Source organism: Streptomyces katrae (genome assembly GCF_002028425.1).
Taxonomy (GTDB): Bacteria; Actinomycetota; Actinomycetes; order Streptomycetales; family Streptomycetaceae; genus Streptomyces; species Streptomyces katrae_A.
The window spans coordinates 6,042,694-6,055,215 of sequence record NZ_CP020042.1; the positions used below are offsets into that span (position 1 = coordinate 6,042,694).

General features: G+C 71.5%; 7 protein-coding genes. 2 read left to right on the forward strand and 5 right to left on the reverse strand.

Translation table 11 applies throughout. The annotated features are described in order from the left end of the window. Positions 1 to 101 precede the first annotated feature (101 nt). On the forward strand, positions 102 to 1,103 hold the full coding sequence (locus B4U46_RS27465; protein WP_079430320.1) for a ketopantoate reductase family protein: 1,002 nt from the start codon (positions 102 to 104) through the stop codon (positions 1,101 to 1,103). A 337-nt stretch (positions 1,104 to 1,440) separates the two neighbouring features. Beyond that, entirely contained in the window at positions 1,441 to 3,840 is a 2,400-nt protein-coding gene (locus B4U46_RS27470) for a dolichyl-phosphate beta-glucosyltransferase (protein WP_237293145.1), read from the forward strand. A 228-nt stretch (positions 3,841 to 4,068) separates the two neighbouring features. On the opposite strand, the gene B4U46_RS27480 is transcribed toward B4U46_RS27470, so the two are convergent. The 5 genes from B4U46_RS27480 to B4U46_RS40100 all read right to left on the reverse strand — a co-directional run bounded on the left by B4U46_RS27480 (position 4,069) and on the right by B4U46_RS40100 (position 12,444). After that, positions 4,069 to 6,654 (reverse strand): FtsX-like permease family protein, encoded by a 2,586-nt coding sequence (locus B4U46_RS27480; protein ID WP_079430321.1) that lies wholly within the window; start codon positions 6,652 to 6,654, stop codon positions 4,069 to 4,071. Next, positions 6,651 to 7,373, reverse strand: coding sequence for an ABC transporter ATP-binding protein (locus B4U46_RS27485; protein ID WP_079430322.1), 723 nt, complete (start codon positions 7,371 to 7,373; stop codon positions 6,651 to 6,653). The genes B4U46_RS27480 and B4U46_RS27485 overlap by 4 nt, the downstream gene beginning before the upstream one ends. An 83-nt stretch (positions 7,374 to 7,456) precedes the next feature. Beyond that, positions 7,457 to 7,786, reverse strand: a complete 330-nt coding sequence (locus B4U46_RS27490) for a hypothetical protein (protein WP_079430323.1) — start codon at positions 7,784 to 7,786, stop codon at positions 7,457 to 7,459. Between the two features lie 1,163 nt (positions 7,787 to 8,949). Next, the gene (locus B4U46_RS27495; protein WP_079430324.1) at positions 8,950 to 9,246 is read right to left on the reverse strand and encodes a hypothetical protein; all 297 of its coding nucleotides are present in this window, start codon (positions 9,244 to 9,246) and stop codon (positions 8,950 to 8,952) included. 108 nt (positions 9,247 to 9,354) lie between these two features. Beyond that, a complete protein-coding gene (locus B4U46_RS40100) occupies positions 9,355 to 12,444 on the reverse strand; it encodes a DNRLRE domain-containing protein (protein ID WP_123995256.1) in 3,090 nt (1,029 codons plus the stop codon). Positions 12,445 to 12,522: the final 78 nt, after the last annotated feature.

Below are 12,522 nucleotides of genomic sequence, written 5' to 3' on the forward strand. Positions count from 1 at the left end.
ACGCGCGCGGCCGGAGCGGGCGCCACCCCGCCCACCAGGCGGTCCTCGCCCCGTCCCGGCCCGGTGGGCCCACGTTCCGCACCGTGTGCCAGGCTCTGGGCATGCGTTACATCATCATCGGCGCCGGAGCGGTCGGCGCGACCATCGGGGGACGGCTCGCGGAAACGGGCCGGGAGGTCGTCCTCGTCGCACGTGGCCCGCACGCCGAGGCCCTGAGGGCGCACGGGCTGCGGCTCACCACCGCCGACGGGGAGCGCGTCCACCGCCTGCCCGTCGCCACGCACCCCGCAGACCTCGGCGCACTGCGCCCCGACGACGTACTGCTGCTGACCGTCAAGACCCAGGACGCCGTCGCCGCCCTCGACGCCTGGGGCGCCGCCGAGGTCACCGGAGGCGGCACCGCAGCCCAGCGGCTGCCGCTGCTGTGCGCCCAGAACGGCGTGGAGAGCGAGCGCCTCGCCCTGCGCCGCTTCGCCCGCGTCTACGGGGTCTGCCTCTGGCTCCCCGCCACCTTCCTGGAACCCGGCGTGGTCTCCGCCCTCTGCACCCCGCTGACTGGCATCCTCCACCTCGGGCGGGCCGCCGGCGGGTCCGACGAGCGGATCCGGGCCATCGCCGCCGACCTCGGCAAGGCCGGCTTCGAGGCCCCCGTCGTCGAGGACGTGATGCGCTGGAAGTACGCCAAGCTCCTCGGCAACCTGGGCAACGCGATCCAGGCCACCACCGGCCCCGAACCCGACCCGGCCAAGGCGGCCCTGCTGCTGCGCGCGATCCGCGAGGCCAAGGCCGCCTTCGCCGCCGCGGGTATCGACTACGTATCGGAAACCGACCAGTCGGCGGCCCGTGACGGCAAGGTCGACCAGCCGCCCGGCGTCCGGGGAGGCTCCTCCTGGCAGAGCCTGGCCCGCGGCACCGGCTCGGTCGAAGCCGACTACCTCAACGGCGAGATCACCCTGCTGGGCCGCCTCCACGGCGTTCCCACCCCGGTCAACGACGTCCTGCGCCACGCGGCGAACATCTTCGCCCGCGAATCCCTGCCCCCGGGAGCCATGTCCATCACCGACCTGACCGCCCTGGCCGACGAGGCCGAAGGGCGAGGATAGTACCCGCCCATGACTGACCTATATTGTTCTGGAACCGTAAAGGCCACACACAACTCAATCGCCTGACAATGATCGCTTCCAGACGCGGTCGACGACGCCATGCACCAGCGTTCCACCGCGAAGGCTCCCGGGGCCGGTTCCAGAGGAATCCCCGACCGCCTTCGCAAGGGCTGACGTGCAGTGGCGATTTTGACGTGCGGAGCGTTCGGCTCGGCGCTGCCTCGCGGATGAGCAGAACAACTTGACGAACGGCTTGAATGTGCAGAACGGACTGGCCCGAGGTGCCACCATCACGGGCGAACCCCACAACCAGGGACCAGGGTCTGTCGGACTCTCCGTGGTCATCCCCGCCTACCGGGAAGAGGAGCGTCTCGCCCCCACCCTGGAGCTGGTCCGGGACTACCTCGACGAGCACGTAGGCAGCGGCCAGGCCGACTGGGAGGTCATCGTCGTCGACGACGGCTCCCCGGACAGGACCGCGGCCATAGCGCTCAAGGCCGGGGCGGACGAGCCCCGCATCCGGCTCGTGCAGTCGGAGGAGAACAGGGGCAAGGGCAGCGCCCTGCGCCTGGGTGTCCGTGCCTCCCTGGGCCGACGCGTACTGATCATGGACGCCGACCTGGCGACCCCCATAGAAGAACTCGCCCGGCTGGAACAGGCGCTGGCCGACAACCCGTCCCTGGACGCGGCCATCGGCTCGCGCGCCCACCGCGACTCCGCCATCGAGCGCCAGCAGAGCGTGCTGCGCGAGGTCCTCGGCTGGGTCGGCAACCGGGTCATCCGTCTGGTGGCCGTACGGGGCATCCGCGACACGCAGTGCGGGTTCAAGCTGTTCGACGGGGACCAGGCCCGGGCCGCCTTCGGCGCCGCCCGGCTCGACGGCTGGGCCATCGACGTCGAGATCCTCCAGTACTACCGCCGCAAGGGCTGGCCCGTGGCCGAGGTGCCCGTCCGCTGGGCGCACCAGGACGGCTCCAAGGTGCAGCTGCTGGACTACCTGCGCACCCTCGGCGAGCTGATGCGGCTGAACGCGGGCGGCCTCGCCGTCGCCGGCCTCTACCTCCTGGCGTCGCTCTACCTCTACAAGGGCCTCTGGACGGACCTGGACGGGTCGATCCTGGCCCACTCCCTCCAGGACCAGAACCAGTGGGAGTGGTTCTTCGGCGTCACGGCCGACAACGTCGCCCATCTGCGCAACCCGTTGTTCACCGACTTCCAGAACGTGCCGGACGGCGTGAACCTGATGGCGAACACGGTGATGCTCGGGCTCTCGGTGCCCATGACCCCGGTCACCCTGCTCTTCGGTCCGACCGTCGCCCTGGCGCTGGTCTTCACGCTCGGCATCGCCGCGACGGCCTGGGCCTGGTACTGGCTGATCCACCGCCGTCTGACGGAGAGCCGCTGGGCGGCCGCGGCCGGCGGCGCACTGGCGGCCTTCGCGCCGCCCATGATCTCGCACGCCAACGCGCACCCGAACTTCGTCGTCCTCTTCATGATCCCGGTGATCATCGACCGGGCCCTGCGCCTGTGCGCGGGCAAGAACGTGGTCCGCGACGGCGTCTTCCTGGGCCTGTTCACCGCCTACCAGATCCTCCTGGGCGAGGAGCCCTTCCTCCTGGCCGCGATGGGCATGGCGATCTTCGCCCTCATCCACGCCTGCTACGACCGGGAGAACGCGCGCGCCGCCGCCAAGCCGCTCGCCAAGGGCCTCGGGATCGCGGCGGCCGTCTCCATACCGCTCGCCGCCTTCCCCCTGTACTGGCAGTTCTTCGGACCGCAGAGCTACCACTCGGTGCTCCACGGCGACAACGGCGCCGGCAACCCGCTGCGCGCCCTGAGCGAGTACCCGGCGCGCTCCCTGTTCGGCGACGCCGAGACCGCGGCCAAGCTCTCGATGAACACCACCGAGCAGAACGCCTTCTACGGCTGGCCGCTGCTCGCCCTGGCCATCGGCATCACCCTGTGGATGTGGCGCCGCCCCCTCGTGCGCGCCCTGGGCCTCACCGCCGTGGCCGCCGCCGTGCTCTCGCTCGGCCCCCGGGTGGAGCTCGACAAGTTCGGCATCACCGTGCCCGCCCCGTGGCGCCTGCTGCGGCACCTCCCCCTGCTGGAGTCCGTGATCGAGAGCCGGGTGGCGATGGTCTGCGCCCCCGTCTTCGGCATGCTGCTCGCCCTCGCGCTGGACCGGATACGGGGCTTCCGCTCCGGCGACCACCGTGCGGTCGGCTACCTCGCCGTCGCCGCCGCCGTGGTCCCGATCCTGCCGCTCCCGCTGGTCACCAAGGTCCGCGAGCCGGTGCCGTCCTTCATCACGCAGGGCCTCTACAAGGACTACGTCAAGGACGGCCGCTCGCTCGTCCCGGTGCCCCTCCCCGACCCCGGCTCCGCCGCCGCCCTGCACTGGCAGAGCAGCACGGGCTTCGGCTTCAAGCTGGCCGGCGGGTACTTCAACGGTCCCGACGGCCCCGACCGCGTCGGGATCTACGGCGCCAAGCCGCGCAAGCTCTCCACCCTCCTCAACGACGTGCGCTGGGGCACCGTCCAGCCCCCGCAGGACATCACCCCGCAGATGCGCGACCAGGCCCGTGAGGACCTGGCGTACTGGAAGGCCGGCGTGCTGGTCCTGCCGGTCAACCAGCAGCGCGCCCCGGAGCTGCGCAGCACCCTCTCGGGTCTCCTGGGCCAGGAACCGAAGGTGGTCGCCGACTGCCTGATCTGGCAGGTCGACGCCTCCTAGCCGGCTGTGTTGTCCTGGGACGTCGGTGACAGGCGTGCTGGGTGCTTGAAACGGGCGAGGGCCTCCGGATCCGGTGTGGATTGCGATATCTGCACCGAGATCAGGAGGCCCTCGTGGTCCCCCGCAATGCCCCGCCGACCGAGACCGGGCGGCTGCGTCTGGGCCGCTGGGCCCACCGCTACCCACAACTGGGCGTCGCCGCAATGCACGTCCCGCCCGCCCGCACCGTCAGGCCTGCCGCTGCGCGCGGGCGCCGCGGGGTACGAGGGCGCCTCCCATCACCCCCGCCGTGACCACTGCGGCGACCACCGTGACGGCCAGCCAGCCGCCCGGGACAGCCATGCCGGTGCCCATACCAGTCAGGAATGCCGCCGAGGCGGCGAGGCCCCACAGGGTGCCGGCCGCGCAGCTGACGACGATCAGCAGCCCGGACATCGAGGACGCGAGCCGCCGGCGCCACCAGGCCGTGGCCCCGACGGCGCCGAGCATCCGGTACTCGCCCCTCAGGTCCGAGGTCCACAGGCTGACCATGGCGGCCACGATCAGCACGGTGGTCAATACGGAGACCCCCGCCACGGCGGGCTGGAGCCGGGCCACCGCGCCGACGACCGACGGGCCGGACTCGACGGCGACGGTCGAATCCGCCTGCGCGTCCACCGGGAGGGCCCGCAGGACGTCCTGCTGCCGGGGCTTGGCGTCCGCGTCGAGCAGGTACGTCGGGGAGCCGACGGGGATGATGCCCGACTTCCGGGCCCCCGCCGGGCTGACGAGGACCGCGGGCAGTTGCTGGTACTCATCCGCCCGGGCGGCGTCCGGGTGGATGAGCGGCAGGGTCGTGGTGCTGTCCAGGGCGAATCCGTCCGGCTTGCGCGCCATCGCCACGAGCGCGACCTCGCCCCCCAGCCCGACCGGTGTGACGGCGACGCCCGCCTGGCCGCTCTCGTAGCGCTGCCGCTGTTCGGCCGTCATCGTGCCGGCGAGCGCCTCGGCACCCGCCGTGTCGGCGATACCGACCGCGGGGAAGGGGATGTGGGACCGGGAGGCGACGTAGCAGGGCTGCCAGTCGTTGTTCCCGTACTTCAGCAGGCCACGGTCGTCGATACAGCCCAGGAAGTCGGTACGGGGCGACACCGGCAGCTGCTTGCCCTCGCGCGCGACCGCCGCCCGCTGGTAGCCGGTCGACACCCGCGAGGCCCCGGTGGAGCTGCGCAGGGCGCCCAGCTCGGTGGCGGTCAGCGGACGGGAGGAGACGATCAGGGCCGCGGCGGCGGGCAGTTCCGGCCGGTAGTCCTCGCGCTGTTTCTCCGCCACCGAAGCGGAGGCGATGAGCACCGTGGTGGACACGGCAGCGACCGCGCCGAGCGCGACCACCGTCGCGATCGCGCGGACCGGGAAGGCCAGCAGGGAGCGCAGCGCCGACCGGAACACGGCGGGCAGCGGCAGGTACGGGGTGTCCGCCTTGCGCAGGGCGAACGCCGAGAGCACCAGAGCGGTCGCCGTGACCCCGGAGGCGAACACGACCACCCCCAGCGCGGCCGTGACGGCCCCGGCGTCGAGCGCGACGGCGGCGAGTCCTGCGGCGGCCGCGGCCACCAGGCATCCGGCCGCAGCGGACCGCAGGCGCGGCCGACGGCCGCCGTGGACCGGAGGGACCGCCTTGAGCAGGGCGACGGGATCCTCCCGCAGGGCGGCGCGCGACGGCAGTACGGAGGCCAGGACCGTGACGGCGACGGCGACGCCGGCCAGCACCAGCGAGGTGGTCCAGGCGCCGTCGACCGGCCCCCAGTCCGCGCCCGCCCGCTCGGCCAGCACCGGCGCGGCGACCCGCGCCACTGCCTGCCCTGCGGCGAGGCCCGCCGAGGAGCCGAGCACCGCCACGCACAGGGCGTGGGTCCGCAGGAACGAGGCCGTCACCCGGGCGGGAGCACCCAGGGCCGCGAGGAGCCCCATGTGCCGGCGCTGGCTGCGTACGACGACCGCGAAGGCGGCGGTCACCAGCAGCACGGTCTCGGCCAGCAGCCCGAGCCCGATCAGCAGGGCGGTGGAGTCCGCGGCCCCGCCCCGTTCGGCGAGCGCGGCGGCCTGACTGCCGGGCACGTACGCGTATCCCGCGCTCTTGAGCTTCCCGGACACGGCGGGCAGGTCCGCCCCCGGCGGCCAGGTGACGAACCATCGGGGGCTGCCCAGGTCCTTCGCCGAGGCCAGGGCCGCGGCCGCCCGGGGCCCGCCCGGTGGAAGGGCGAACAGGCGATGTCCGAGGTCGAACCGGTCGGAGACCAGGGCCGACACGGTGAACTGGCCGCCGCCGATGGACACGCTCTGACCGGTCCCGGTGATCCCGACCGAGGCCGCCAGCGCGGACGACAGGACGATCGTGCCGTCCTGGGAGGAAGGCGCGCCTCGATCGACGCGGTACAGCCCTTCGGTCAGGGGATCGGCCAGGCTGACCGCCCTTCCGTCCACGGTGCTCTGGCGTCCCCCCGGTCCCCGGACGGTGAGCCCGAGCACGTCGGTGTCGTAGGCGAGACGGGTACCGCGGGGGAGGGCGGGCCCGAGCCTCATCGCCAGCTGCGCCGGGGAAGCCGCATCCGGGTTCCGCTCGCCGGCCAGGGTGGTGAGCCGGCCGTCCGCCGCGCCGAAGGCGGCCGCCCGGGCCTCCGGCACCGAGACGCGGGCGGTGGCGGTGACGGCCGCGACCGCCGTCCCGACGGCGACGGGCAGCGCGATGGCCAGGCACACCAGCAGCGTGCGCAGACGGCTGCGGCTCGCCAGCCGCCACCCGAGGGTCCAGGCGAGGCGGCGGTTGCGGTTCACGCGCCACCCTCCACGACGCGGCCGTCCTGGATCCGGACGACATGGTCGGCGGCCGCGGTGACCTCCGGGTTGTGCGTCGCGATCAGACAGGCCACCCCGTCCGCCGCGACCTCGCGCAGGAGCTCGACGATGCGCTCGCCGTTGGCGGAGTCCAGGGCGCCCGTGGGCTCGTCGGCCAGGACGAGCGGGCGCCGGTCGGCGACGGCACGGGCGATGGCCACGCGCTGCTGCTCGCCGCCCGAGAGCTGGTCGGGGAACTTGCGGGTGTGCCGGGGCACCCCCGTCCGCTCCAGCGCAGCCGCCGCACGGCGCCGGGCCTCGGCCCGAGCCATGCCGGACAGCTCCAGGGGTAAGCACACGTTCTCCAGCACCGTCATGGTGCGGATCAGGTTGTACTCCTGGAAGACGTAGGCCACCAGGCTCGCCCGGGTGCGGGTGAGTTCGGCCGGGCCCATGTTCGTCAGGACGTGGCCGGCCAGGGTGATCGTCCCGGAAGTAACCTGTTCCAGGCCGCCGGAGACGTTGAGCAGGGTGGACTTGCCCGAGCCGCTGTGGCCGACCAGGGCGGTGAGACGGGCGGCATGGAAGTCGGCCGTGACCCCGTCCAGGGCCACGTGCCGTGCCTCGCCGCTGCCGTAGACCTTGTGGACGCCTTCGAGCCGGAGGACCGGTTCGTCCGGTCCTCCGGCTCCAGGTGTGGTGGAAACCGCGGTGCGCATCGTTCGGGAACAACCTCTCTCACGCTGTCGTAGCTGCCCCGCGGATCGCTCCGCGGTCTCCACCGGTGTCAGTCGGTCATCGCTCAGGAGGCCTTGGTCTCCATGATGGCCTGGCGCATGCTGAACCAGCAGAACCCGTTCTGCGCGTACTGCCACCCGGTGACCCACGCGGTGTAGATGTCCGGGGCGCCGGCGCAGTCGGCCCGGCCACGGGCCTGGCCGCCCACGACGTCACCGCACGAGATCCACACGCCGTCGCTGTTCTTGCCGTAACTGCCCACGGCGCAGTCGGCGTACACCGCCTCCGCCCCGGTGGCCGCGGCCTGTGCGGGCGCGGCGGCCACGAGGCCGGTGAGTGCGGCGGCGCCGAGACCGAGCGCTGCCACCTTGCGGCTGAAGTTGCCACGTAACACGAGATGTTCTCCCTCTGGGATGCGGGTCAGAACTGATCGTCGGTTGTGCAGAAGGAACACAACCGCTCGCATGAAACGGGCATAACCGTGATTTACGCCAGTCGAGGGCCCGTGAAGGGACGGGTTCGGAGCGGGAGGCAGCTGTTATGGGTCTTGACAAATGCTCGCGAACGGCTGAAAACCGCAGCATGTCGCGCGCTGGCCCCGCCGTGAGGTGGCGCAAGCGAGGACGAGAGGGCGCACGGGATGGCCGATCTCGACGCGGAGGGCGAGGTAGCCGACTCGTGCCGGAGTACGTACTCGTCGTAGGACCACCCGTCTTGTCGCTGTAGACGTGGACCGGGTGGTCGAGTGTTCGATGTGCGTAGCCAGAGGGAGGAGGATCGAGTTCCGTGAGTGACGAACTGATCCTTCCGGGATAAGTGCTGTCCTGAAAACGGGCCGACTGCCGTTCTCTGCGCCGAGCGGGGGCCGCAGTCTCCCTCGGCCCGTGGCCCCGTTCTCCTTTTGGACGCGTCGGCGCCCGGCTGCGTTCACCATCCGGACCGCCGCCCGAGTGTGCGGGAATCCCGTCGTACGGCCGGACTCGGCCGTTGCGGCGGGGTGGCCGCGGGGCCTTGCCCCGCCGCCGGCCTTCTTCGCCCCGCCACTGCGGGGATCCCGCTATGGCGCCGGTGCTCCAGCCGCCGGCAGGCGGCCCGCACCCTCGTGAGGGACCTCGCTGGCAGCCGTCGCGGGCCGCCGTTCCGGGATCGCCGTGCGAGCGGTGCTCGCCGCGCCGCCTGTCATCACCGAGGCACCCGCCCGCCCACCGCGGCCAGTACGTCAGCCCTCGGATCCACGCGCCGGACCGCGGCACTCATCCCCTGCAAGCCCCCGCCCACAGCCGGCGGAGCATGCGTCATTTCCAGCGCAGACCTTGGCCCTCGCCGACGCCTACCGCCGACGCCCTGTATGGCTCTTCGAGGGCGCTCGCGTCTTCGACGTCGCGTGCAACCGCGAGGCCATCGTCCCGATTATCGGCGACTACGGGACCCCTCCGCCCGCCGGTTCACCCCAGAGGCCGTGTTCCTGCGTCCTAAGGGCGGCGGCAGGGAGTGGGTCGTCACCGATCTCCAGCCCCCTCCGCCAGAACCAAGGCCCTGGAGGAGGGGGCTGGAGAGTCAGCTGTTGACGAGGTTGTAGAGGAGGCCTGCGACCAGGAGGTATGCCAGGTAGGCGCCGAGCGTCACCCCCAGCATCGCCAGGGCCTTGAGCGGCATCCCGAGCTGCTTGCGGGCGAGGGAGAGGTTGGTGAAGAGGCCGGCGGCTCCGATGGCGCCGCCTATCGCTCCGCCGATCGGCAGCAGGAGGATCGGGGCGATCGACAGCACCAGCTGCCACCAGGTGAGCCCGCGGAACTTGGCCCACGGGTCCGGCTTGCCTACGGCGTTCTTTCCGAGGTCGGGGAGCTTCTGCATGGACGGGGAACCTTCATTCTTGGTCGTCACGGTCGTAGGGCCGGGACGGGCGCGGCTGCGTCCGTCCCGGCTTGGGGATGGTCCGGCCGGCCGCCGGCGCCGACGGTGTCAGCCGAGGGTGCGGGCGGTGTTCCAGTCGTCTTCCTCGACGCGCCAGCCGTTGCCGATGGCCGTGCGGCCTCCGTAGAAGAGGTGGAGGGTGCCGTCGTTGCGGGTGAGGTAGAGGTCGGGGATGCCGTCTCCGTTGACGTCGGGGGTGCCGCGCAGGAGGGGCCAGGTGGTGCTGTCCCATCCGGTGGTGCCGTAGGTGAGGTCCTTGCCGTCGGCGGAGTTGACGGCAAGGGCGAGGGAGTTGATGTCGGCGCCGCCGTTGGTTCCGGGCTTGCCGCGGCGCAGGGCCAGGCCGCGGTCGGGGGTGGAGTCGTCGCGGTAGACGAGGTCGGGGACGCCGTCGCCGGTGACGTCGCGGATGTTGATGATGTCGCGCTTGGTCCAGCTGGTGGCCGAGAGCTGGCGGGCTTCGGTGATGGAGGCGCCGCTGTAGCCGGTCAGGACCCAGAAGGTGTCCCCGGCGGTGGCGAAGATGTCCTCGGACTTGTCGCCGTCGACGTCCTGGACGACCACGATCTGGCTGAGCGTGGCGGGGTCGGGTGCGCCGGCGGGGAGGAGGATTTCGGTGCGGCGGCTGATGTCGAAGCGGCCGTTGCCGTCGCCCTGGTAGACGTAGAGCTTGCCGTCGGGCATGCGGGCGATGAGGTCGGTGATGCCGTCGCCGGGGTACCAGTCGCTGGAGTGCGCGATCAGCGCGTCCTTGAAGTAGCCGGCGGGTGCGGGCTTGCCGTTGTCGGTGGCGGCGGGCATCCAGGCGTCGACGTCGCCGGTGGCGTCGGCGGGGTAGACGCGCAGGTCGCCGTTGCCGTCGACGGCCAGGACGTCGGCCTTGCCGTCACCGGTGACGTCGCCGGGGCCGTCGAGGCCGGGGCGGGGGCGGACGTAGAAGGTGTAGATGAACGGGTTGGAGACGTTGCCGGCCTTGTTGACGATGCGGACGTAGAAGAGGTTCGGTCCGGCGTTGTCGGGATTGACGTCGACGGTGACGGTGTCCTGGCCGGCGGCCGGGACGGCCTTCTTGTCATAGACCGGGTGGTTCAGCGACCACTGGAACTCGCGGATGTCCGCCGGGTCCGTACCGCCCGCGATCACGGTGATCTTGCCGGGGCCGAGGGTGTTCTTGCTCCACTCGGCGCCGTCGGGGCCGGGCGCGGGGAAGTCCTCGGAGCGGATGGTGGGGGCGGTGGGCTGGGTGTGGTCGATCGTGAACGTACACGGCTTGTCCGTCCCCGCGGGACCGGCGGCCGAGGTGGAGCCGTCCCAGTCGCTCGCGGTCGCCGACCACGAATACGCCGTGTTCGCGGCGAACGACTCCCACGGGATGCCGGTGCGGGCGACGCCATAGCTGTCGGGCCAGATCCACTGGTCGAAGACCACCTGGTTGTCGGAGGTCCGCCAGACCCTGATCTGGATCTGCTTGAGGTTGCCGTCGCCGTCGTGGCCCTGGACCTCGAACATCACGTCGGACTTGCCGACCTTGTTGAACGGCGCATCCGTCACGCACAGCCCGCCGGGGACGGTGTCCATGCCGGCCTGGGTCGGCTCGTCGGGGGCCTTGTTGTACTCGACCTCGATGTAGGGGGCGCTCTCGCCGTTGGCCTGGAACTTCTTCCAGTAGCTCGCGTCACTCTCGTTCGGGGAGCGCAGGCCCAGGGTCAGGTTCTGCCAGGCACCGCGGGCGCCCTCCTCGACCTTCGACTTGATGTCGATACCGACCCACGCGTCGGGGCAGGAGCTGTTGTAGCCGTAGCCGGTGGTCGCACCCGCGATGCGGTTGCTCCAGAAACCCGCGTTGTCGGTGTTGTTCCACGTGCTGGAGCTGTTGATCAGCGGCACGTGGTAGACGTCGAAAGCCCGCGGGTCACAGCCCCAGGAGTAGGTCTGCAGCATCCGCAGATTCGCCGAACGGATCTGCGCACCGTAGAGCTCGCTGCCGAAGTCGAAGATGAACGCGGCACGGGAGGTGCCGCCCGAGGTGGACTCGTAGCCGACACGGGCCTCAGGGGTGCCGCTGCCGCTGTTGTAGTTCTGCCCGTTCCAGAAACTGGAGGAGCCCTCGGTCTTGTAGAAAGTCGTCCAGTTCTGCTTGTGACCCTTGAAGGACGGGTCGATGAAGACCGGGTAGACCGTCTCCGCGTCCTCCAGCAACTTGCCGTTCGGCGTCACCGTCAGGACGTTCTCACTGCTGAGGGCGGCACCGGCGGACACCGCGTGGTTGCCCTCCGCACCGTTCAGCCCGGACAGGGCGAGGGTGGGGTGGGCCTTGGCCTCAGGGGCGGGAGCCGGGACGGGCTCGCCCTCGGTCACGGCCACCTTGCCCGCGGAGTCCCACATGAACGGGGTCGGCGAACCGGCGACCTCCTCACCCTTGGAGTCCTGCGCACTCACCGAGTGCGAGGCCTCATCGAGGTGGAAGGTCAGGTCCGGGGAGGACAGCTGGTAGTTCAGCTGCCCGAGCAGGGGGTCGGCGGCGGCCTGCTTGTCCTTCACGACCAGCACATGCGTGTAGCCGCTGTCCTGCGCGGTCAGCACCAGGTCGATACCCGGACGGACATTCTCGTACAGCGCCCGGGACCCCGAGATGACCGGCTCGGGCAGCGGCCCCGGCCAGGCAACGGCCAGGTCGTGACCGTCAAGATTCAGACGAACCAGGTCGGTCCAGACCGGCTGGGGAGTATCGGCCTTTGCGACCGCGGGCCGGACGAGCGCCACACGCGACGTACCGCGTGACGCTCGGCTGTCGCCGCTGGCGGCGGCCGGTGCCTTGGTGCCCGCACTGAAGACGACCCGCCCGTTCACGGCCTTCGGCGCGAAACCGCCGTCCACCCGCTGAAGAGTCGTGTCGATCGGCTTCCACTCACCGCCGACCTTCGCCCGGTTCGCCAAGCTGGACACCCGAAGCTTGAACGTGCCACCCGGCTGCGCCCAGGTACTGGTGTACGCGGACGCTGCGGCCGTGACCTCGACCTCCTTCCCTGTCTCCCGCGCCAGGCGGCGGGCCTCGGTCGCACTGACCGGGCCCTTCGGCTTCGCGGGCTTGGCCTGAGTCGGCTTACGGGTGTCGTCCTGGTTCAGGACAACCGGCACCGCGACCGCGAGGGCCAGGAGTGCGGCGAGTCCGCCCCAAGCCCTGCGTCGGCGATACCAGGACTGCCGCCCAACTGC